This is a genomic window from Listeria immobilis, from assembly GCF_014322845.1.
In the GTDB taxonomy this organism is placed as follows: domain Bacteria; phylum Bacillota; class Bacilli; order Lactobacillales; family Listeriaceae; genus Listeria; species Listeria immobilis.
On the sequence record NZ_JAASUA010000010.1, the window covers coordinates 79,582 to 101,787 of the forward strand.

General features: G+C 34.5%; 27 protein-coding genes and 2 pseudogenes. 5 read left to right on the top strand and 24 right to left on the bottom strand.

Features of this window, described 5'->3' with window-relative positions:
- Positions 1–50: 50 nt before the first annotated feature.
- The 3 genes from HCJ45_RS12160 to HCJ45_RS12170 all read right to left on the bottom strand — a co-directional run bounded on the left by HCJ45_RS12160 (position 51) and on the right by HCJ45_RS12170 (position 2,616).
- Positions 51–605, bottom strand: a complete 555-nt coding sequence (locus HCJ45_RS12160) for a BMC domain-containing protein (protein WP_185347512.1) — start codon at positions 603–605, stop codon at positions 51–53.
- Positions 602–1,957, bottom strand: coding sequence for a 4Fe-4S dicluster domain-containing protein (locus HCJ45_RS12165; RefSeq protein WP_187124972.1), 1,356 nt, complete (start codon positions 1,955–1,957; stop codon positions 602–604). Before HCJ45_RS12165 ends, HCJ45_RS12160 begins: the two co-directional genes overlap by 4 nt.
- 188 nt (positions 1,958–2,145) lie before the next feature.
- The gene (locus HCJ45_RS12170) at positions 2,146–2,616 is read right to left on the bottom strand and encodes a precorrin-2 dehydrogenase/sirohydrochlorin ferrochelatase family protein (RefSeq protein ID WP_187124973.1); all 471 of its coding nucleotides are present in this window, start codon (positions 2,614–2,616) and stop codon (positions 2,146–2,148) included.
- 91 nt (positions 2,617–2,707) lie between these two features.
- On the opposite strand from HCJ45_RS12170, the gene HCJ45_RS12175 reads away from it, so the two are divergent.
- The 3 genes from HCJ45_RS12175 to HCJ45_RS12185 all read left to right on the top strand — a co-directional run bounded on the left by HCJ45_RS12175 (position 2,708) and on the right by HCJ45_RS12185 (position 4,233).
- The gene (locus HCJ45_RS12175) at positions 2,708–3,115 is read left to right on the top strand and encodes a VOC family protein (protein WP_185347506.1); all 408 of its coding nucleotides are present in this window, start codon (positions 2,708–2,710) and stop codon (positions 3,113–3,115) included.
- A gap of 137 nt (positions 3,116–3,252) precedes the next feature.
- Positions 3,253–3,825: an ATP-dependent Clp protease proteolytic subunit gene (locus HCJ45_RS12180; RefSeq protein WP_187124974.1), complete on the top strand. Its 573-nt coding sequence runs from the start codon at positions 3,253–3,255 to the stop codon at positions 3,823–3,825.
- Between the two features lie 60 nt (positions 3,826–3,885).
- Positions 3,886–4,233 (top strand): nuclear transport factor 2 family protein, encoded by a 348-nt coding sequence (locus HCJ45_RS12185; protein ID WP_187124975.1) that lies wholly within the window; start codon positions 3,886–3,888, stop codon positions 4,231–4,233.
- A 49-nt stretch (positions 4,234–4,282) separates the two neighbouring features.
- Here the strand turns inward: HCJ45_RS12185 and HCJ45_RS12190 are convergent, their stop codons facing one another.
- From HCJ45_RS12190 to HCJ45_RS12205, 4 genes are read right to left on the bottom strand one after another with little or no spacing between them, the layout of a single operon-like run.
- Entirely contained in the window at positions 4,283–4,735 is a 453-nt protein-coding gene (locus HCJ45_RS12190) for a GNAT family N-acetyltransferase (RefSeq protein WP_187124976.1), read from the bottom strand.
- A gap of 19 nt (positions 4,736–4,754) precedes the next feature.
- Entirely contained in the window at positions 4,755–6,977 is a 2,223-nt protein-coding gene (locus HCJ45_RS12195) for a glycoside hydrolase family 3 protein (protein ID WP_187124977.1), read from the bottom strand.
- A 17-nt stretch (positions 6,978–6,994) separates the two neighbouring features.
- On the bottom strand, positions 6,995–7,330 hold the full coding sequence (locus HCJ45_RS12200) for an inorganic pyrophosphatase (protein ID WP_185347497.1): 336 nt from the start codon (positions 7,328–7,330) through the stop codon (positions 6,995–6,997).
- Between the two features lie 6 nt (positions 7,331–7,336).
- Positions 7,337–7,684 (bottom strand): MerR family transcriptional regulator, encoded by a 348-nt coding sequence (locus tag HCJ45_RS12205; RefSeq protein ID WP_187124978.1) that lies wholly within the window; start codon positions 7,682–7,684, stop codon positions 7,337–7,339.
- A 68-nt stretch (positions 7,685–7,752) separates the two neighbouring features.
- Between HCJ45_RS12205 and HCJ45_RS12210 the strand changes: the two genes are divergently transcribed.
- Positions 7,753–8,061 (top strand): putative quinol monooxygenase, encoded by a 309-nt coding sequence (locus tag HCJ45_RS12210; RefSeq protein WP_187124979.1) that lies wholly within the window; start codon positions 7,753–7,755, stop codon positions 8,059–8,061.
- A gap of 68 nt (positions 8,062–8,129) precedes the next feature.
- Here the strand turns inward: HCJ45_RS12210 and HCJ45_RS12215 are convergent, their stop codons facing one another.
- The 4 genes from HCJ45_RS12215 to HCJ45_RS12230 all read right to left on the bottom strand — a co-directional run bounded on the left by HCJ45_RS12215 (position 8,130) and on the right by HCJ45_RS12230 (position 14,618).
- Positions 8,130–8,594 (bottom strand): hypothetical protein, encoded by a 465-nt coding sequence (locus HCJ45_RS12215; protein WP_187124980.1) that lies wholly within the window; start codon positions 8,592–8,594, stop codon positions 8,130–8,132.
- A 24-nt stretch (positions 8,595–8,618) separates the two neighbouring features.
- A complete protein-coding gene (locus tag HCJ45_RS12220; RefSeq protein WP_187124981.1) occupies positions 8,619–11,009 on the bottom strand; it encodes a WG repeat-containing protein in 2,391 nt (796 codons plus the stop codon).
- Positions 11,010–11,254: 245 nt separating this feature from the next.
- Entirely contained in the window at positions 11,255–12,901 is a 1,647-nt protein-coding gene (locus HCJ45_RS12225; protein ID WP_187124982.1) for an amino acid ABC transporter ATP-binding/permease protein, read from the bottom strand.
- Between the two features lies 1 nt (position 12,902).
- Positions 12,903–14,618: an ABC transporter ATP-binding protein/permease gene (locus HCJ45_RS12230; RefSeq protein WP_187124983.1), complete on the bottom strand. Its 1,716-nt coding sequence runs from the start codon at positions 14,616–14,618 to the stop codon at positions 12,903–12,905.
- A gap of 259 nt (positions 14,619–14,877) precedes the next feature.
- Between HCJ45_RS12230 and HCJ45_RS12235 the strand changes: the two genes are divergently transcribed.
- Positions 14,878–15,273, top strand: coding sequence for a GNAT family N-acetyltransferase (locus HCJ45_RS12235; RefSeq protein WP_187124984.1), 396 nt, complete (start codon positions 14,878–14,880; stop codon positions 15,271–15,273).
- Between the two features lie 35 nt (positions 15,274–15,308).
- Here the strand turns inward: HCJ45_RS12235 and HCJ45_RS12240 are convergent, their stop codons facing one another.
- The 13 genes and pseudogenes from HCJ45_RS12240 to HCJ45_RS12290 form a co-directional block, all read right to left on the bottom strand.
- Positions 15,309–15,836 carry a DUF4303 domain-containing protein gene (locus HCJ45_RS12240; protein WP_187124985.1) on the bottom strand — a complete coding sequence of 176 codons (528 nt, stop codon included), beginning with the start codon at positions 15,834–15,836 and terminating at the stop codon, positions 15,309–15,311.
- A gap of 1 nt (position 15,837) precedes the next feature.
- Positions 15,838–16,287 carry a MepB family protein gene (locus HCJ45_RS12245; RefSeq protein ID WP_187124986.1) on the bottom strand — a complete coding sequence of 150 codons (450 nt, stop codon included), beginning with the start codon at positions 16,285–16,287 and terminating at the stop codon, positions 15,838–15,840.
- Between the two features lie 196 nt (positions 16,288–16,483).
- A complete protein-coding gene (locus tag HCJ45_RS12250) occupies positions 16,484–17,014 on the bottom strand; it encodes a hypothetical protein (RefSeq protein WP_187124987.1) in 531 nt (176 codons plus the stop codon).
- A gap of 73 nt (positions 17,015–17,087) precedes the next feature.
- Positions 17,088–17,177: pseudogene (locus tag HCJ45_RS15010) on the bottom strand (hypothetical protein); the annotation flags it as partial.
- Between the two features lie 186 nt (positions 17,178–17,363).
- The gene (locus HCJ45_RS12255; protein WP_187124988.1) at positions 17,364–17,666 is read right to left on the bottom strand and encodes a hypothetical protein; all 303 of its coding nucleotides are present in this window, start codon (positions 17,664–17,666) and stop codon (positions 17,364–17,366) included.
- Between the two features lie 113 nt (positions 17,667–17,779).
- Positions 17,780–18,283, bottom strand: a complete 504-nt coding sequence (locus tag HCJ45_RS12260) for a DUF4274 domain-containing protein (RefSeq protein ID WP_187124989.1) — start codon at positions 18,281–18,283, stop codon at positions 17,780–17,782.
- Positions 18,284–18,587: 304 nt separating this feature from the next.
- The gene (locus tag HCJ45_RS12265) at positions 18,588–19,016 is read right to left on the bottom strand and encodes a hypothetical protein (protein WP_187124990.1); all 429 of its coding nucleotides are present in this window, start codon (positions 19,014–19,016) and stop codon (positions 18,588–18,590) included.
- A gap of 87 nt (positions 19,017–19,103) precedes the next feature.
- Positions 19,104–19,523, bottom strand: a complete 420-nt coding sequence (locus HCJ45_RS12270; protein WP_187124991.1) for a hypothetical protein — start codon at positions 19,521–19,523, stop codon at positions 19,104–19,106.
- Between the two features lie 35 nt (positions 19,524–19,558).
- Entirely contained in the window at positions 19,559–19,927 is a 369-nt protein-coding gene (locus HCJ45_RS12275; RefSeq protein ID WP_185413834.1) for a hypothetical protein, read from the bottom strand.
- Positions 19,928–19,938: 11 nt separating this feature from the next.
- Positions 19,939–20,379 (bottom strand): hypothetical protein, encoded by a 441-nt coding sequence (locus tag HCJ45_RS15015; RefSeq protein ID WP_270994026.1) that lies wholly within the window; start codon positions 20,377–20,379, stop codon positions 19,939–19,941.
- A 384-nt stretch (positions 20,380–20,763) separates the two neighbouring features.
- Positions 20,764–21,327, bottom strand: a pseudogene (locus HCJ45_RS15020) (T7SS effector LXG polymorphic toxin); the annotation flags it as partial.
- Entirely contained in the window at positions 21,324–21,680 is a 357-nt protein-coding gene (locus tag HCJ45_RS12285) for a hypothetical protein (protein ID WP_187124993.1), read from the bottom strand. The pseudogene HCJ45_RS15020 and the gene HCJ45_RS12285, both read right to left, overlap by 4 nt.
- On the bottom strand, positions 21,681–21,965 hold the full coding sequence (locus tag HCJ45_RS12290; RefSeq protein WP_187124994.1) for a DUF3130 family protein: 285 nt from the start codon (positions 21,963–21,965) through the stop codon (positions 21,681–21,683).
- Positions 21,966–22,206: the final 241 nt, after the last annotated feature.

Here is a 22,206-nt window from a genome sequence, read left to right on the forward strand (position 1 = left end):
TCAGTGCGCACCTTTTTTTAAAAGTCCATGACAATATAGTGTTATCTTTTTTAATAAATTAAGCTCTCAAAAACTTCTTTGCGAGGACGTGGAATAACTACTTTATTAATTAACAGTGCCTCTTCCTTTGCAGCTGAAATGCCAGCTTCTACTGCTGCTTCACATGCTGCTGTATCACCAGTAAGTACTACAAATGACTTTCCAGCAATACCTGTCGCTAAACGAATATCCATTAGTTGGACATCCGCTGCCTTTACTGCTGCATCTGCGGCAATAATAGATCCAGAACAAGAATAATATTCCATCACACCTACTGCATTCATTTCATCAGGAACCTCTGTTTTGTTGATAGCCTTAATTACTTGATCTGATACTCGTGGAATCACTAAGTTTCCAACAATATTTGCTGCACCTAGTTGCGTTCCGGCTTCAATAGATTGTGCTACCGAGTCGACGGTTCCAGCAATTAGTATATAATACTTCCCTGGACAGCTGGCTTTGGCATAAATCAACTCTGAATTTGCTGCTTTAAGCATAGCATCAACTGCTTCAATGCCTTTTGAAATACTATTTAGTTCTAAAAATCCTAATGTATCCATTTTCATGACATCACCTTCTTAATATGAACTTTGTCTTCTGTAATACTTATGATTTGACCATCAATGCTGGCATGAATATTCGCGCCTAAAGCAGTATCAGGAATTTTAGCAATTAAGTCTCCTTTTTTCACTAGGTCTCCTTCGCTCACTACTGGAATTGACGGCGCACCTATATGCATTTTTGTTGGGATAAATACTTCCTCCACATCTAAATAATGCATTTTTTCTAAATGAACATCGGCATATTGCTGTAGACCCATTTTTATTAAAATATTTTTTGGAGCAATTGATTTATATTCTCGCATAGGATCTGGGGTAAACTCTTTTTTATCCGTTTGATAACGAATTCCTTGTTTTAAAAGTTCTTTTTTTACATGAATATTTACTTGACGCGGGGAAAGCCCCATTGGACAAGCAATTACTTCACAAATACCGCATTCACAACAAATCATTGCTTCTTCCCAAATAGGATCATCTTTAATCGCCGAAATGTCTTCTGCAACTGCAAAATGACGCATCACTTTATGGGGGTGAATATCGTGTCCAAGCTGTTTACGTGGACATAAATCTGTACAAAGTGTGCACTGGATACAGGCTGATTTAGTTTCATTAAAAATTTGCTCTACTGTTTGATAATGCAGTTTATGCAAATAACCCGTATCTTCTGCAACAATCAGACCAGAAGTTGTTTTTGTCACTACTTTTTCAGAGATAGTGGATTGATTGTTTAATTTTCCCATCATTGGTCCGCCATCTAGAAAAAGGTATTCTGATAAGTTTGTACCACCAGCAGCAGCTAAACATACTTCAAAAGGAGTTCCCACTGGTACATCTAATAGCTTTGGTTCGCCTACTGCCCCAGTAACCGTTAATTGCTTTCGGATCACAGGAGCATCGTCATCAATCGCATGGAAAACATTCCACATAGTTGATACATTCGAAACAATACAACCTACCATTAATGGAATTCCGCTTGGAGGTACAACTCGTCCGGTTACTTCAAACACCATTACTTGTTCATCACCGGTTGGATACACATTATCCATCTCATGAATAGTCACACTGGAATTAAGTTCTTGAATCGCCATGCGTAATGCTGCGATTTCTTCCGTGTAATAACGCTTTGTTGCAATAACTGCAAATTCTGCACCTACTTGGCTTTTAACCATTTCAATAGCTTTAACTGTTTCAACTGCATGGTTTCTCATAACAAAATGATCTGTTTTTAGTAACGGCTCACATTCAGCCGCATTAATGATTAAATATTCTACTTCTCCGCTAAATTTGGCATGTGTTGGAAACCCCGCTCCACCACAACCAACAACACCAGCATCTTTAATTTTTTCTAAAATGGACATTGGTTCAACACCCTCTTAATAGTTTTTCAGTATACTTCCATGATAGAGCGTTTACATTCCAAAATCTATAGTAAAATTTTGCAGATGGAAAGACAGCAATATAGTAGAACAAAATGATATATTTAACTCCATTCCTTTATAATGAAAAAAGCTAAAAATTCCTGAAAGTAGGTATTTTTAGCTTTTTTCTAATTCTTTTTTACTCGTTTAGCAATTTCTTTTGTATCAAAGTTATCAACTAGATCTTCTATTTCATTTTTTACTTTTTTAGCATAACTTGGATTTCCTCCATCTGTTGAAATCCCAATAACTAATTCCTTTTTCGTTATTGTCGCCATATTAAAAAAGGTAGAATTGGCTTGGTTTGTCGTATCATTTACCAGCTGATTAGCAGAAGCATCTTGCATAACTGCTTGATTTACTTCAAGATTATCTGTACAAATAAAAACCAGAAATGCGCCTTCCAGATGTTCTTTACGATAGGCTTCTTCTAAAAAATGTACATCCAATGTTTTAATTTCTGGCAATACAGTTATACCAACAACTAAGACATCCGCATCGGTCCCCACTAATCCCTTAGCTTTACGAAGCGCCACCTTCCCGCCACCGATAATCACTACTTTTTTCTCAGTCAAATCTAACATAATCGGATACTTCATCAATAATCCTCCGTATATTTTTCTTCATTTTAACACATAATCTACTTTAAAATCGGGTATATTAGAAATAAATCAAAAGGAGGTAGAACAAATGTTTAATCATGCAAAGCCCGTTTCGACTTTCCTGACCTTTAATGGAAATGCCGAAGAAGCAATGAATTTTTATCTAGCAACGTTTCCCGATATTAAACAAGTCGCCCTCACCTATTTTACCAAGCCAGAACAAGGAGGAGAAATTGGCAAAGTATTGAATGGTACTTTTGAAATTAAAAATGCTGCTTTTATGGTAATGGACATGACAGATAATGCTTCACCAGATTTTAGCTGGTCCGCCTCAACAATCTACTTTGCTGAAACAGAAAGTGAATTCGATGACCTTTTTAACAAACTTTCAAAAGAAGGAACTGTGATGATGGGACCGGAAGAAGTCGAACAGCTTCGAAAAGTCGCTTGGGTAACAGATAAATATGGGGTTACTTGGCAACTTGTTTTCCAATAATTTTTAGAGAAAGCGCGAATCATCGCGTTTTCTTTTTTTAGCAAACCATGCTATTCGAATTGTTTGACCATTTTCGACCATTATGCTAAGATACTTGTAATGCAACTAATACAAGGCTTTTAAAGGAGGACTTTTTCATGGCAGAAAATAAAAAAAATGAAAATATTACAAACATCCTTACGCAAAAATTAATTGATACGCGAACTGTATTAATCTACGGTGAAATTAATCAAGAGCTAGCAGAAGATGTTTCTAAACAACTTCTACTATTAGAATCTATTAGTGACGAGCCAATTACCGTTTTCATTAATAGCCAAGGTGGGCACGTGGAAGCTGGCGATACCATTCATGATATGATTAAATTTATCAAGCCAACTGTCAAAGTAGTTGGAACTGGCTGGGTTGCAAGCGCCGGAATTACCATTTACTTAGCAGCAGAAAAAGAAAATCGCTTTAGCTTACCAAATACACGTTATATGATTCACCAACCAGCTGGCGGTGTACAAGGTCAAAGTACCGAAATTGAAATCGAAGCAAAAGAAATCATCCGGATGCGTGAACGAATTAACCGCTTAATCGCCGAAGCAACTGGTCAAACATACGAGCAAATTTCCAACGATACTGATAGAAACTTCTGGTTATCCGTGAATGAAGCAAAAGATTACGGCATCGTCAATGAAATTATTGAAAACCGCGATAGCTTAAAATAAACCAAACGAGGCTAACTTAATCGAAGTTAGCCTCGTTTTTTATCGAAAGGATGGGTATCAATGGAATTAACAAAGGAAAATTTTCAAAAGTTAGACGAAATTCATTTATCCACAGACAACCGGCAGTCTATGGAAGAAATTATCGCTATTTTAAGCGAGTCTTATATAGAGATAACACAAAGCGGTCAAATAACAGACTACGCATATTATAAATCACTTACCTCTTTAAGTACCAATCCGCTAGAAATAATCGACTACGACATAAAAATAATGGATCCAACAAAAGTTCTAAGCTACTATAAACTAAAAGATACCGTGGAAAATACTTATACAATGAGAAGTAATTTATGGGTACTGGAAAACGACGCTTGGAAACTTACTTTTCATCAAGGGACTAGGATAGTGTGACAACTCCAACAATGCTATCTTCCTTACATTGTTATTCTTTTTTTAAAATTCAAACTAAATCCTTTCGAAATAAAACAGTATGCTCCATTTCAGATTTCTTTTCAAAGCCCATTTTTGTTAGAAATTGAATAGCCGCCACATTCTTTTTCCGCACTTCATCCAACATAACTCTGCCACCACATTCATTCACAAAATAAGCTAAAAACTCTTGTAAAGCTATTTTGGCGATAGAATAACCACGATATTTTGCGCCAACTTTGATATTTAAATGCGCAACACCATCTTTCAAATCTCGAAAACTTACTTCACCGACAGATTGCTTATTCCATTTTATAATAAAATAGGCGTTTGTTTTTAATGATTTTGATTGTAACCAGTCCATTCTAGTTTCTTTTGGAAAAGGAAATGGACCACCAAGAATTTGTGTGGTTGCAGGATCTCCCCATAACCATTCAATAAAGGGAAAATCTGCGGTAGTTGGTTTTTGTAATTGGATTTCCATGCTAGTCTTCCCCACCGTTCTAAATTTTTTTATATTTGCTGACACGTTCATCCTCTATCACACCAGAGAAATCTTGTCCGTATGCAAAATCATAGCGATTACCAAGTTCATCTGTGTAAGGCGTCATATCATGCGCAACATCTTCTTTTTGTGTTTCAACGACATCCATACTTGCTGGCATTTGGAATGGTAATAAGCCACTTGGTTCTGTTTCGCCGCAAAGAATCGTTAGTAATGCTTGCGTGGTGGCGGAAAAATGAACTAACAAGCCATCAACTGCTGTTTCGAACTCAGCGACAACTGTCGGATTGGCACTATCTAAACAAACAATTACTGGTTTATCTCCCATTATTTTTTTCGTTGTTAAAATGGCATCTAAATCAGCTTCGTTTGTCGTTTTATTCGTTTTGTTTTTATAAGAACGATTAGTTGACTCCTCAAGCGGATCTCCACCAGCAATACTGATTTCACGAGCAAGTTTAGCAGTATACGGACGATATTGTAAAGAAATTGGCAAGTAGCCATCTTGTTCCGTATAGGCAACAGACTGTGGTGATTCGATAAAGACAAGCGCAAAATCAGCTTCCTTTGGGTCTTCTACTAATTGATAAAATTTAGCTACTATTTGTTTATCTACTGGAAACTGTTTTGTTGCAGCAATCTTTTTGCCAAACCAATCAAACATTTCTGGACGAGTTCGCTCCGGAATATACACTTTTAACTTTTTCGCCAATGGTAAGACTTGTTTTTTATTTTTAAGAAGTACCACTGATTTTTTCTGTGCCTCAAATCCAGCTTCCATATAAGTAGGATTTCCACATATTTCTTTGGATTTTGCTAGCGATAAGTAAGGGTTTTCGAATAAGCCTGTTTGGAAAATGTTGCGTAATAAGCGGTGCGCACTTTGTTCGAAGCGGCTGCGCATCACGTCTTCACCAAATTGCGCTTTACCCATTTCATAGGCAGCAAGTATTGGTTTTAAATCATTGTTTCCACCAAACTGATCGACGCCTGCTAAAATCGATTGATAATGCCGTTCTTCCACTGATTTATCTTCCACACCCCAACTTTTCCCAGAAATAAATTGACTCATACTGTGATTGTCGTGCGTAATATTCCAATCAGTACAAACAACCCCATCATACTTATATTTATCACGTAGTAAATCTTGGACTAAATAACGGTTAAAGCCATTGCCAACATTACTAGGAGTTTGATTGTAGGAAATTGTATAATAAGGCATAATGGCGCTTGCGTAGCCCGTTTTATCTAGTTTAAAAGCGCCTTCTGTGAATGGTTTTAAATGCTCTTCAAAATTATCCCCCGGGTACACGGCATATTTTCCGTAAGCATAATGCGCATCTCGACCAGCTTCCCCACTACCGCCACCGGGCCAATGTTTCACCATCGCATTAACACTATCACTTCCAAAACCTTCGTCACTATTTTGGAAGCCTTCACAATAAGCTTTTGCCATATCCGCACTCAGCTTGCTATCTTCACCAAAAGTTCCGTTAAACCGCATCCAACGTGGTTCCGTCGCAATATCGACTTGTGGGGATAATGCCGTTGTAATCCCTAACGCGCGATACTCTAATGAAGCAATCTCACCAAATTGTTTTACTACTTCTGGATCGAAAGTGGCAGCAAGTCCAAGAGGTTCAGGCCATTTGGAAATATCGCCACCAGAACCTGCATTAAATTCTGTATTCGCTTCACTCGTATGGCGTGGATCGCTACTCATATTAATCGGAATCCCAAAATCCAAGTTTTCCACAAAAGCTTGCATTTGGTTATTCCAAGTCACCGCAGCTTCAGTGTTTTCCACTGCTGTTAATAACACATGGCGCAATCTATCCTCTTTTAAAAATGCCTTTTGCTGATCGGTAATATCAGAAATTTTTGCCTGCTTATTTTCCTTTAAAGGTAAGCCATCATAAGTCCCTGCAAACATCTCCGCAAATCGCCCGGTTGTTGCCACACTTTGATGCCCACTATAAAGCATTAATCCCGCAATCTCTTCCAGTGGTAATTGTGAAACTAAATCCGCAATTCGTTCCTCCATCGGTAAACGCCAATCTTCATAAGGATCTAGCCGTCCATTTTTATTTAAATCTTTAAATGCAAAACCATCTATTTCTAAAATTTCCACTGTGCTATCTTTCGCAAGGCCTAGAGTCGCTCCATTTTCATTTTCAATTAAAACATAGGTATCTTTGTCAGTTACTTTATATTTTTTCATCTTGAAAACTCCTTTTCTTAATCAATCAGTTCTATTTCCGAATCAAAATATTGTTCAATAAAATAAACTTTTTTTGTCATTTCTTCTAAGGAAAGTTGTTCCCCTGGAGAGGTCGCTATCCATTTTTCCTCGACATCATCTTTTCTAGTGATAGTTGCAATGAGTTCCCCTGTAAAAGTTGTCAATGGCTCATCCACTTTACTAGAAATAATATAAACATCCTGCTCTTCGTCATCCCCGCCGATAATTCCGCTTACAAAACCGTAATTTATTGGATATGTATTACCAAATTTATCTTTGTAACCAATTGGCCTATCAACCGTGATTTTTAACTTTAATTTTTTCATTTTCATCTGTATTCACAACCTTTTTTTGTATGTGTCCATTTTATTCCCTACAAAAGAAATAGTCTCAGCAAGATTTGCTTGCTGTTCATAAAGAGCTTCCAAATGCGTGTCTAGCATCTTCATCCTATCTGGCAATGAAGTATCTCCAAGCTTTTGCAATCTCGCAAACTCTTTCATATTTCTTAGTGTCATACCTGTTTGTTTCATTTTGAGCAATAACTGCACCCAACAAAAATCTTCCTCACTGTATATTCGGTAATTTTTTTCATTTCGTGCTGGCATTAATAATTTTTCTTCCTCATAATATCGAAGTGTATCAATGGATAGTCCCGTTTTATTCGAAAATTCTTTAATAAACATTGAATTCCTCCTTGCTACCCGAGTGTACTCCATACTTTAAGCTTAACATATTAAAAGGAGGAGAAGAAATGAAATTAAAAAAACAGTCAGATTATTTATATTGCACTGCCATCATTCAAACAACTGGAAAAGTGAGCTATGAACAACTGGTGGAGCATTTAGCAGATTTGCGTGATCAAACAGAAGCCGAACCTGGATGTGTGATGTTCCAAATTGTTCCACTCGAAAAAACATTGGGGCGTTTTGCTTTATGGGAAATCTGGGAAAATCAAGCTGCTTTTTATGCCCATCATAAGCAAACTTACACAAAAGAATTTTTCCAAGCAGGATACGATACAATCGAAATGTTTGAAAGCTCTGAGAAAGTGACGTTATAAATAAAAAGGCTAAAACTAGTAAATAAAAGGCGAACTCCTTCTATTTTCTAGTTTTAGCGATTGTCACTTCAATTGGTATTATATTCTTCTAAGTCAATACTATTAGGAAAATTTTCTTTAAAAAGAGCTGTTAATTCCTCCATTTTGCTAATGAACAATACTAGTGAGCTATCCCATGGAACTATTTCTATTGAAGCAAGTTGATGCTGGATCGATATTTTTTCTTTCCAAAAACCGAGATAACCATCCGCAAATGGTAATTCAGATTGCATTACTTCCTCCAAAGAAATAGCCTTTTCAAATCCTGAAAAAACACCCCAGATAAATTGGATATTATTCTCTTCTATCATTTTCGTTAATTCTTCCCCAGAAACCCAAATATATGCTTGCTTTAAAATATCAACTGGATAATGATTACATTCAAAATGACTAATCAACCAATTATAATTAGCTTGCTTATTTTGGATTGCCTTAAAAACCACGCTCATATCTGTATAAAAATTTTGCCCATTTAATGAAATAGCACCTTTCATCTTGCACTCCTTTCACATCAAGCATTATTCAAAAATAACTATAGGATTCTCCATAATTCTTTGATAGTCAATATAAGGATTTTCTTTAATACTTGCTTGATTTAAATATGCTTTTACTTTTTTTCCATTTTCTAGTTTGTCCCATTGAAAGTCTTTATCAAAATATAACTGTCGAGGTACTAATTGATTTGCCCGTTGATCATAAGGAATACTTCTTGTGTATATATCTTGAATATCTACATAACAGTATTTTTTTGCACGTTTTAAAACATCATAAGTCCACGCATCAAATATTTTTTGATGTTTTTTAGGTAAACCTGCTTTCACAAGACAGTATACTTCTGTGGCTGATTGTCCAAGTGTTCTTGCACTACTGCGTTTTATAGTATATCTACTCAAATTATAAATATAAAAATCAATTTCAGATAAATACGCTAGCTTGCTCATTTCCTTAGCATCAGTAATGTTCTCCTCAAGCTCTTTAGAAAAACCACCATGCCAATCATATTCATCGGTCAGATAAGCCATATCAACACTTGCTAAATATAGCGATTGGATTCTTTGTAAAAAAGCATTAAAATTAATCCTATTTTCCGCAACATCTTTCACTCGATATAAAGCCCATTCCATCATTGCTCCAGTAAAACCTAATAGAAAACTATTTTCATAATGTAGCATCGTTTTTAGTAATTCTTTTTGATACACTTTTACATAGTAGACATTATTCATATGATTAAACATCGTCGGAATTTTACCGATTTTATTTTTCAATGATACGATACCACTTTCTTCTATAATGAGTGGTATTTCTTCTTCGATACGATTTGTAGGCGTTTTTTTAGATAAGACTGGATTGATAGTTTCTGTGATTTTTCCGTCAATATCCACATAACCTAAATCAGTTAAGAAGCAAAGTTTTTCTCGATATATTTCTAGTGAATGAACATCTTTAAAATCATAATAATCTAAAATAGTATTGAAATCATTGGATGAAATTGGAATATAATTATTCGAGAGGAGTCCAAAATCCCAGAAAACACCAACCTCATTTTCCTTACCAATAAATTCAAAAATATTTTCACTGATTTCTCCTTTACTTGATAATAATGTACATTTTGATCCAATTTTCCCAACACAATAGCCCGGTGCCAAAAAACCAATTAAATCATATTTAAAATCAGTAACAACTTCACCAGCCTCATTAATAACCGCCCAATGCTTCCCTTTTTTCACATAACCAATTCCACCTAAAAGTGAAGCAGAAATTTTATCATATTCTACAGGAACAATAACTTCCCCCGCTTCATTTACTAATCCTTCTTTATTTTTGTAACGAGCAACAATCCCTTTATCTAAAAATGGATATGCTTCATCTAGACTAGTAATTGGAGCTTTATTACCCTGTTTATCATAATAAAAAAATGTTTTCCCTTCATCTTTTGTCGTTAGTAAATAACGATGATTATTTATATCTACTAAGCCTTCCTCTGTTTCTTGCATATAAATAAAGCCAGCCGGTTGTTTATTGGACAAAGCTCTATACTCCACTGGTAAAACAAGCTTTCCATGTACATCATATGCTCCCCAAAGATTGTCCTTTCTTACGAGTGCATAGCCATTTTCAAATGAATAACTATCTTCATACTCAAATGGGATAATAACTTCTTCTTTGGCATTAATAGCGCCAAATTTATCCTCTTTAATTACTTTAGCGATTCCATCTTTAGTAAAATCATTTGCGCTCTCATAAAGATTTTTTGTTATTATTTTACCTTCTTTATCCACGTAACCATAATAAAATTTACCTTCGTCATTTGGAATATTCACTTGCATAAATCCATTCGAAAATTGAGACCGCGAATTCATTCTGACGGTATCGTTAAGTAACTCCATTTTTTCATTAAAGAGTTTTTCTTTTACTTTATTTCCATCAAGATATTCCCGTGAATAAAGATAGCCTTCATTTAACACTTCAAATTTCCCTTTTAATTTTTCACCAGTTTTCTTATAGAGTACTGCTCTTTCGCTATTGTTTTTAGCTTCATAATAATTAGCTTCTATTGCCTTGATTTCCGTATACTTTGGTTCAACAATTATTTTTCCTTCTGTAGTTATTCTGCCAAAACCATTCTTTGTTTGGATATAATAACCATTCTCTAATACTTCTTTTAAATAGTGCCTTGTACTAATGCTAACATATTTTGGTTCAACAACTGTCGCTCCATCGGCATTTAAAATTCCATACTTTGCATTCTTTTTTACAATAAATTGATTATATTTTTGTACATAGAAAATCGCTTCATATTCGCAAGGGATTATTTCGTTATTACTGCTATTGATAACGCCTTGTAATTGAGTCCTTTTATCGTATTTAATTGCTAGTGACTCTGTGATTTTTTTCATTGCACTATTCAAGTTGTTAGCTCCTTCTAAAATGTATTTTTCTTTTAATGTTAAACAAATGGAACTTATAAACCGTTTATCTGCAATTAGAATATCATAGTACTTCTGGTATTAAAATCGCTTTAGATAACAAAAGATGGACGAAAATAGTCTAAATAGATAAAAATAACCGTTTTCTGTCACAGAAAAGCCATTACTTTATACTAAAACAGCTATGAAAAAAGCTTTTCATAACTGTTTTTTACTTCCTATTCTACTTATTTTAAAATATTGGTCCACTGCCCTTTTTCCAAATAAATTCGCTCATCTGCAAATGCCAAGGTTGTTTCTCGGTGGGAAACCATCCACACAGTTTTATTGTGTATTTCTGATTGCAACGTCCTAAGAATCGCTTGCTCATTCACGTAATCTAGATTGCTGGTTGGTTCATCTAGCAACAATAATGGCGCATCATGCAAAAATAGTCTTGCAAGTCCCATTCGTTGTCGCTCCCCGTCAGATAAATTACGTGACTGCCCACCGACTTTCGTATCATATCCTTCTGGTAATGTCTCTATCCATTGATCTAATGCCGCTTTTCTTGCCGCTACTTTCACTTCTTCTAAAGTTGCCGCTTTTTTACCCAAACGAATATTATTTCCAATCGTATCTTCAAATAAAAATGTGCTTTGTTCCATCACACCTTCTATTTGATGAAGAGATGATTCGGTAACCGTTGGAAGTTGTTCCCCATTTAGACGAATCTCCCCTTTTGGATCAAAGTAACGCATCAAAAGTTTCATCAATGTACTTTTTCCACTTCCACTTTTACCACCAATACCCAGCCATTTTCCTTTTAGTACTTCTAGTGATAATTCATTTAAAATTGGCTGTTTTCCATCATAGCTAAAACTAATACGATCAAATTGGACTTTTTCAAAATCGGTTAATGCCACCTCTCCATTAAAAGTAATAGTTGGCTTTTCTTCTGTTAAGGCATACAATCGTTTTCCGCTAGCAAAAGTAGTCAATAAAGATGTCCCTAAACCATTTAAGGCAAGCACTGAACCAAATGAACTTAAACTTAATACCGTTCCAAGTAAAACTGTTTCAAGTGGTAATTGCCAACTTCCAGCTAATATTAAAATTATAGTAGCTGTACCAATTACCATCCACTCACTAAAAATTTGCAATTGACTTCCTTGTTGCAGCTTTTTTTGGTACTCTTTATTCAACTTTTGTCCTCGTTCATTTAACCTATTAATACGTTCTTCTCCCAACTTAAATTGAGAAACATCTTGTAAACTAGCAATATTTTCCATAACCGCTTGATTTAAACCAACAAACTCTGCTTGATAAGCTGTCCCAATTGGCTCGTTTCGTTTATAACTTATCACTGGCAAAATAACGCCAATTAAAACTTGTCCAAGTAAAAGAACTAATGCTAAGCCAATATCATATATCGCTAAATATCCAACTGTTACAATGGTTGTCCCACATGCAATAAAAACCGGTGAAATAGTATGTGCAAAAAATACTTCTAAAGCTTCTACATCGGTCGTAATTGCGGTAATTAAATCCCCGCTTTTTTTACCAGATAAACGCGCAGGACCTAACTTTCTCAATGTTTCAAAAATCCGTTCACGAATAATTGCGAGTAATCGAAAGGCGATATCATGATTTAAGTACTGTTCCGCATATCTCGCCACCCCTCGAATAATACCACATGCAACCATTACTAGTAGCCATTTTAACGGATTAAGTGAATAACCTAAAACAACCGCCAAAATTCCATATGCTCCAATTAAAGAAATCGCAATCACCGATAAATTACTAATAATTCCAAGTAAAATTGCCATAATCATGCGCAGCTTTAACGGTTTAACAAAGCCTAATAACCAACGAACAATCACCCATTCTGTCATTTTAAGCACCCCCTTTGAGCAACTGTGATTCTTCTGAAAAGTAATTTTTAAAATAACTTGAATCTTGTTGTAACTGCGCCGGTTTGCCAATTTCCACTAATTTTCCAGATTCAAATACCAGCACTTGGTCCGCCTCCAAAACATTATATAAACGATGCGAAATAAAAAGCACTATTTTCTCTTTGGCTAATTTTTGTATAACTGCCAAAATAATTTTTTCGCTCTCTAAGTCCACGCCAGATGTGATTTCATCAAAAACATAAAGTTCTGCTTCCCTTAGTAACGCACGTGCTAGGATAAGCCTTTGTCGCTGTCCACCTGATAAGTTACTTCCATTTTCTTGTAAAGTTTCTGCCAATTGTCTTGGTAATTCTTTTACAAAATCTGCTAAACAAACACGCTCTAACACAGCCCATAAGTCAGCATCACCTATTTGCTTATTTCCCATTATCAAATTTGCACGAATACTATCTGCATAGAGATAACCATGATGATCTACCATTAGACTTTGCTCGCGAATAGTCTCCTCACTTAAATCTGTCAGAGCTAGATTGTTCCAACTAATTTCACCTTGATAACCAGTTAATTGTTGTAATAACACACTTGCAAAAGTGCTTTTTCCAGACCCCGATTTTCCAACAAGTGCTGAAAAACTACCACGACTAAAACTAGCTGTTATCTTTTGAAGGGTAGGCAAGTTTGCTTTGTTATATGTATAACCCAATTCGCGAGCTTCAATAATTTTCAATGGTGCTTTTAGTTCTTTTGTTCCGTACAGATGCTCTTCTAGTTCCAAATAAGCAAATAATTTACTACAAGCACTAATTCCGTTCATCGCAACATGAAACAACGAGCCCAATTGGCGCATTGGAATAAAAAACTCGGCACTTAGTAAAAGGAACATCAACACACCCACCGTACTAATTGCTTCATTTGTATAAGCAATTAATGCAATACCAATACCGAGAGCTGCTCCACTATAAGAAATAATATCCATAATCGTAATTGAATTTAGTTGCATCGACAAAAGACTCATCGTCACTTTACGAAACCGTTCTGCATCCATTGCAATTTCATCTTGTTTATACTTATCTTGGTCGTAAGCTTTTAAAATACTAAACCCGCTCAAATTTTCATGAAATTTAGCACCCAGGTTCGTATAATCCGACCAGTAACCACTCAAAATTTTCTTTGCCATTTTCATTACCGCCATAATTACGACTGGAATCATTGGCATACAAATAAGTAATACTACTGCTGGCTGCCACGCAAACTCAACCAAACTGCCAAAAATCATCAATGAAGCAATCAAACAATAAAATAACTGCGGTAAAAAGCGCGCATAATAAATTTCGAGCTGTTCAATCCCGTCCACCGCAAGCTGTGTTAAAGTGGACGCTTTTAATTGCCCCTCGTTATTCCCTAATCGAAATGCTTTTGCCATAACCGCCCGTCGCATTGACAAACGTAATTCCGCTGAAGCTTTGTATGTTTGCTTTTCCATTAATTTTGTAAGCACTGATTTGCCCATTAAAACGAGCACAACCGTGCCAACTAAAAAATATATATCGATCCTTTGTCCATCTAAATAATTCGTTAATTGTTGAGCAAAAATGAACCACAAAGTAATCATTAGCCCTAAATGGATAGTACGGAAAAGAACTAGCAAAATTAATGGCTTTTTTTCGACCAATTGGAAGAGACGTTTATCAATCATTATTGTTTCCCCCAATCATAAATGGATATTGCTTTTTCATATAACTTGTTTTTTTGGCTCTATTAGCCGTTTTCTTTATTGTTTTTCCCATGTTTTTGCATACCCCTTCTAATAAATCTTTGTTTATTATATCACAAAAAACCGTATTTGATAATGATTATCATTATCAAATACGGTTTTTATTGAACATACAATATTTAGTTGCTATACTATTTGGATACTTCCAACCAAAATAATATCTCTTATGAAGGAGTTAGACATGTTAGAAAAAGTAAATACTATTAATTTTCCACTCACACTACTAAAATTATTAAAACTATCAACTTGGCATTCTCAAAAAGCACTTAAACTATATAATAAAAATAACGCTGCCCTGTTCACTACCTCAGAAAAAAATGGCTTAATCGGCATACACATTTCAAAGAGTTTTTGTGAAATATTGCATTTATCGGTCTTACCTTCTTTTCAAAAAAAAGGAATTGGGAGCCATATGATTCGTCAAGTTATTGATGTAAACCCTCAACTAGAATTTATTTTTGCAGAAACGGATATGGATGCAGTCGAATTTTATCGTAAATTTGGCTTTCAAATAATTAAATTACCTACCAAATTTCCGAATACAATCAGATTTCTCTGTATATATTCTATCATCTAAGACCTTATAACTAATAAATTAGACTTTCTAGGTTTTTATTTATTTAATAGCTCTATCCTTTTTATAGCCGTTTCCACTTCTTCCTCATGGTCAATACAAAAAAACTCAAAATCTGCTGTTTTAGGAATTTGTTTAAATGCTTCTGTTTTGGAAAATGCAACAAGGCTTTTAGTAAACTCCATCAATAATTCATTGATAAAGCCTATCCAAGCCTGATAATCATCCTCGACCTCATTTGGATAAAGTTTATTAAAAACAGTGGTTAATTCTTCTTCAGTTAACACATAAAACGTATCAAAACATTGATATTTCCAATCTCCTGTATTATATTTTACATCTTGAATTTGTTCTACCGTTTGATATTGATTCGCATATTCTCCGCTTTGATAGGCACCTAAAGTTTCAGCAAAAGCTTCCTCCGTGTTCAAACATAAGTTGATTTCAGCAGCTTCCACATTACAATCAAAAGCAAATGCATAAAAGGTCAATGTTGGATTTTCCTTTAAAAATGTTTCTACACCTTTCGTTGCAAAATATACGATGTTTTGTATATCGATATTCATTTTAACTCTCCTCTGTAGTATAATCTTTAAAAAATACTAACTGCCAATCTTGTGTTTTCTGCGCCGTTTTATTTAAATCTCGACACCAAGCAGGATAAAATCTAGCTGCCATCTTCCCTTTAGCCCCCGCACTTCTCAAAATACCTTTCTCCACCAAGACTTGCTTCGGAAAGACAAATACACCTTGTAAGTGATTATCCGTAACAACAATACATAAAAAATCTGCCGGATTCTTCTTATCATAAGCAACATTAGTATTTTCGTTATTTTTCTCCCAAAAAGCAACAAAGTATCCTGCTTTTTTATCTGTTTTCTTTGCTAATCGCGTCCGAATTATTTGGCTTTTGGGGATAGTTTTTAATAACATACCTCGATATTCCTTATTTTGATTCTCATAATGAATTAACTCACTTGCACCAAACTCTTCATCTAAAAGCTCTTCATAAGTCATATTTCCCTCCATATTCGCTATATTTCAAATCCGTTTTATCAACATTTTACTCTGATACTTATTTAATCACTAGCAATATACTGTAATCTTCCACATATAACGCTAATGAAAATGACAATTAAAAATAATATTCAAGCAAGAATGGCTTCACGATCCTGCTTGTCACACACATCAACTTAAAAAATGCTAATAAGCTTTAAGCAAGTTCTTCACTCATAATTGAATAAGACTGACCATTTTCATCTATTGCAGTTATTTCTAGGAAGTCAAATCCATCAGCTTTAGTGTCTTCCCAAGAAATATATCGACCATCAATTAATAACACATTACCATCTTCATCAAAGTCGTAATTTTCTTTTTCACTTTCATAATCTATTCCTATCCCAACTAAAAAATTAATTTTAACAATGTTATTCAGAGGATACTGTATTAATTCCCGATTATCTATTGCCTTTTGGTCATAAACATCACAAAACATATTATCATATCCATAAAAGGCGCCATCAAAAAGTACTATTTCTTTATTTGTAAGTGTACTTTTAGCAACGATTTTAATGGGAACCTTCATATCTTCTGCTGTAATTAATTGATCATCCCCACTTTCCCAAATCGTTCCGCAATAAAAAATTTCAAAATATTCGTCTACATCCTTAGTTGTGATTTCCAAATGCAAATAATCATCGATAGTTACTTTTCTAGCTACATCTTTTAAATAAGATGGAATCATATTTCCTTACCTCCTTGGGTATTTTTTTTGTAGGATTATTGTTCTTTGTTAGTAGAGTTTTTGGTTTAACTTTCTCCATGTTACTTATTGTTACAATTTCTGCATTAAGAAAATCATTAATACTTATCTCTTTAATTGTGTTTTTCAAATATGATGGAATCAACTTTTTTCCTCCTCAGTAATTGTGTATACTGGTTATCCTCTAATTTTTCGTTTAATGGCTTTATTATGTATAAATTCACTACTTTCCACTAATATATGCTATCTCCATCAAAAAGTCTCTTCTTATAGTTTAATTATACTGTGTAAAATGCATAAATCAATTTAACTTTCATTTAACAATTGCTAGTTACAAATTAAAAGACACTACCGTCCCTTTCCCAACAATACTCACGCCTTCCATAACCATAAAAGACCTATTTGGCTGAATCTTACTATAATCTACGCCCTCTTGTTCATATAAAAAAGAACACATTGCATACCCCGTCAAATCAAGAGCATCCACTTCTATATCATAAATTTCAACACCTAAATATTCCTGTTCCTCATCCAACTCCATCACAAAACAAGACCGATACCCCGCTTCTGGAACCATTTTTCTTGCATTAGAATTAAAGGCAATCTCTACCATAAAGGTCTGCTGCGACTTCAAGCTATCCCTCCTAATCCGCTTTAATATTTTCAATGTATCAATAAGAAAAAAGTCGAAAACCTATCAAACGATTTTCGACTTTGAATTCCTTTTTAAACAATTCCGAATCAAGATTACTCCTCCACTGATTCAGCTAGTTCATTATACCGTTCTTGCAATTCAGGAGGAAGACCATCATCCCATTCCGCCGACTCAGAATCTTCTAGCCCTTTCAAAGGAACAAACATTTCGTTCGCAATCGCTCTTTTCATTTCCTCCTCTTGAAACTCGGGTGGTGGTGCGTAACCATAGACTTGATTTTGATAGAACTCAGCTAAGTACTTTTCTTCCAAAACAGTGACAATATCAAAATCTTCCGCATACCAACTGCTTTTTCCAAGCATCTCTTCTCTTGTTTCAAATTGATAAGCAAAGTCCGGCTCCATGATCCAAAATAACATTAACGCCGTCCCTTTATCCGTTTTCGGCGAATTAGCAATCCAATAAATCGGTTTCTTAGGATTATCAAAATTCCATTCTACAACCACTTGATGGATCTCTTCAGGCGTACATTTTTCTAGATAATTAATAAATAACTCCGAAACCTGTTCTTCAAATTCTTCTTCTGTAATACTCATTTGATAATCCCCTTTTCATGCTGTCATTTATGATAGTTTATTGGATACATGGGGCGTTTTCTTTTCCCCACCGAGCAAGATTGCAAGTATTAGGAAAATATAACGGTGTGCGAAAAGTAACACAATGAAGAATCCCATGATGTTTTTTTGAATTGTTAAAGGTATTAAATCATAAACATAAAGAAAGTGAAATCAATTTTACCCTTTTGTGTATGATTGATTTTCTTCTTTCATATTTGAATCTCCCATAATTTCATTTTACATTATTATTTGTGAAATAAAAAGCTGTTTTGTGAATAACCTATCATAACTGTTTGTGATATGCCGCATGCTCATCGGTGTTAATAGCTCTCGGCTCATTATAAAACTTATTCTCATTAAACTCCTCTATCCAATCATTTTGACCAGATAATAATTCAGGGAAATATTTACTTAAACCTCTCGCATGAATAAGTAAGCTATTAGAAATTTTGTCGGTCAAATTATTTGCAGAAGTTATATTGGCTAACAAATCTTTTTCATAATTTGAAAATAAAAAGTTGGTTATTTTTACTTTTTCTAAGCCGTGAAGAAACAGGTAATAAATATCAATACCTTCTCTACTTTTCCAAATAGTTAGCGCATAATTAGGGTGTAACAACATTATTTCATCTTCATTTACTTTAATTAAGTTAAATTGATATTCTTGAATTATATTCGCAAAGTTATTTTCTACTTCGTGCTTAAACTCCATTAATTACACCAACTTTGTTAATTTTTGTATTTAAGATTTTTAGCAATCAAATTCATGAAAAAAATGCGGTTCTCCTATTAATCAGTATTAATGAGACAAAAGTTCACGTTCAATAATACTCTTCTCCAAACTCGAAACAAATTCATTATTACCAAAGCCACTTAATGTTTCACCCATTAGCAATTCTTGAAAATGATTGTTGAATCCTCTTTCGCAGATTATTAATTCATTAATTATTTTCTCGTAAATTGTTGTACTAGGAATTAATCCGTCTCGTTCTCTGTGAGTTAGCTTTGCGTTCAATAAATTATCCAAACTAAATTTACAGAGCGTTGAATTATCTAGTTTGAAATAATGCAAATCAATTCCGTCTGTACTCCATCCTATACCTAAAGCATAATTTTCTCCGATGAAAGCAACTTCATTATTATCTATTTTAGCAAGCTTCAATTGATAATTTTGCTCATATCCTTTGAATATTTTTTCAACTTCTTTATAATAATCCAATTAATCACAGCCCTTATTTTCTATAATCCCAGTCATTATTCTTTCAAGAAGTCTTTTACCATTTCTCTACTTTCTTGGCAAAATTGTAAGTTAGTAACTTTATCATGATTTTTTTCAGCATAATCAAGTAACTCTAATATATTATCTAATTTATTCTGAGGAAGTGGCGTCTGATTTCTTCTTACAAAAGCAATCCAGCCAAGATTAAACATTTCATTTTCTTCCAAAAATTTTATATTAATATTACTTACATTATCATATCTTTCATAACCCATTACAAAAGCAATTTTCTTGTTTGAAAATGTGATAGTAGAATCCGTTATTTCTATTAATTTAAAATTATTATGGAGCAAAAATTCACTTTTTTTAAGGATTATTTCTTTTGAATTATCGTCTAATTTCATGCTTGAATTCCTCATTTCTTCAACTTCATTGTGCTTGTTTTTGCATCATAAGTATAACCATGTTGTAGTAAGTATTCATATTCACGGCCAAAACCCGTAAGTTGTTTAGTCCCAGCGATGTATAAGTTTTCTACAGTCGGTTTTGTAGCCATAGCTACATCATCTCCTCGCTGAATTGCTTTATCTAGGAAAGGCTGATTAAACTCATCCCAAAATTGTTTTGGATTAATATATAATTCATCCGGTGCATTTAAAAGATTGAATCTATTTTTTTTCATTCCAAAATCTAATGATTTTATATTGCCTAATTCTGTTAGTACATTTTGAGTATCGGAAACATAAGTCCCTAAAACCGTCGTGGTCTCCCATGGACTCGTTTTTAACTTTACGCCAGATGTTGGTAAATAGTCGAGTTTTCGTACTTGCCCAAACTCAGCATAAAAACCACTCACTCCAAAAGCTCCTACATATTGTAAAAACACCGTTGAGCCATCTACAATCCTTTGTCCGCCGCCAATCCTCTCAGCAGTAACTGCATCCAAACCATAAACCGCGCGATAAAAAGCTCCAACGCCAAACAACTCGCGCATACCGGTTTCATTTTGCCAATAAATCATCTGTTGATTAACTAAATCTAATGTCGCTTCCGTATTTAGTTTGCCATTAGTAATAACATATCCGGCACGATTTCCCTCTGGAATATAGGGAAGCATTCCAATATCTTCCATAGCTTTTACTTTGTCATCTATTGCTTTTTGAGATGCGTATAACTCAACAAGTCGTTCAAAGTTTGAAGCAGACAATTTATCTACTTTATACATCCTAGTTTGGCTACTAAAAGAAATGTTCGCCTGAATATCACGCACACCATGATTAATTGCTTGAGCTAAGTCACTTAATTCTTGGAAAAAATGACTATGTCCACGTTCAAAATCAAGAAATTTCTCTAAAAGTTGTTCTTTTTTATAACTAGCAAATATTTGCGTTTGAAGTGCATTAATTTCGCCCTGCCTAGAAACTGCTGTCATCGAACTCAATTCTAACTGAATGTGTTCTAATTTACTTTCTAATTGATTTATTTTCTGATCTAATTCATACAGACCATCTGCATCAATTTTTGCACTTGGAGAACTATCTACTTGGCTGTGAAAGTCGGTAATATATTTCCTTAAAGATTCTTCACTGACTTGTAGCGCTTGTTTGATAGAAGCACAAAGAGGCAAATAAGTCGCTGCATAATATCCTTTAGACGCACTAATTGCTTCCCCAGAGAGCGAATCATCTTGCAAATAAGCAGTGATAGCATTTTGGATTGCCGTAATTTGTGTTTTAGCCTGTTGATTGGCTATTTTTAATTCATGTGAAAAATGGTTTACTTCAGCAATATCTATTCGAGTCATAAACGCATCTCCTTTGTGATATCCTGTTGTTTAGTTTCGAGCGCGTGGAGATTTTGTTGATGCTTTTTTTGCTCATTATTTAGTTCGGTTTGAATATCGGTAGTCATGCTGGTAGTTTTCTGGTTGTAATGACTTACCTCGTCTTCTATTTGCCAAAAAGTATGCTCTGCGTGTTCTCCTAGCCAAACTTTTTTCATATGATAAAGGGTGTCATCCATTTCACGTCTAGCTTGATAAATATCTTCTTCCACATCCTCTAAATGTCTAATTTTATTTTTAATAGTGTATAGAGCGTCATTTTCTCGCTCCATTTCTTTTTTTATTTCACCTAATTCTTGGGTACATTTATCCACTTAACGCACCTCCAAATTCATCTTCTGGCTGATGGATTTATCTTGTTTTGCAAAAGCTTCTCCCATTTGCTTGATTCGAGTAGCATCATCTTGAGCAACAGATCCTAAATTTTCGATGCCTTCAAGTAATTCAAGTAATGATTCCCGAAAAAGGTGAATAGAATTAGTTTGCGTATAACTCATGTTTCCATTTTTCAGAGGATAGTAATCTAGCTTTCCCGCACTATCACCTAGGGTTGTAGCATGGTTATTCATTTTTTCTTTATTAATACGAATTTTTGTCATGGTTGTTTTCCCTTTCCGTATGTGAAGTTTGTATCATATTATTAGAATAATGCTATTTGGAGGCGGTGTCATTTAGAAAACTGTAAGATTTGTTATTTCAGTATAGAAAAGAAATCAAACTTGCAATACTTTATGCAACTATTAATAAAAAGTTTTTTCAGATATGTTTATGCTAATTTAAAAAGGGGCCACTTTTTATAGGTGCGATGGTTGAAAAAGGGACCACTACTAACTCACAATA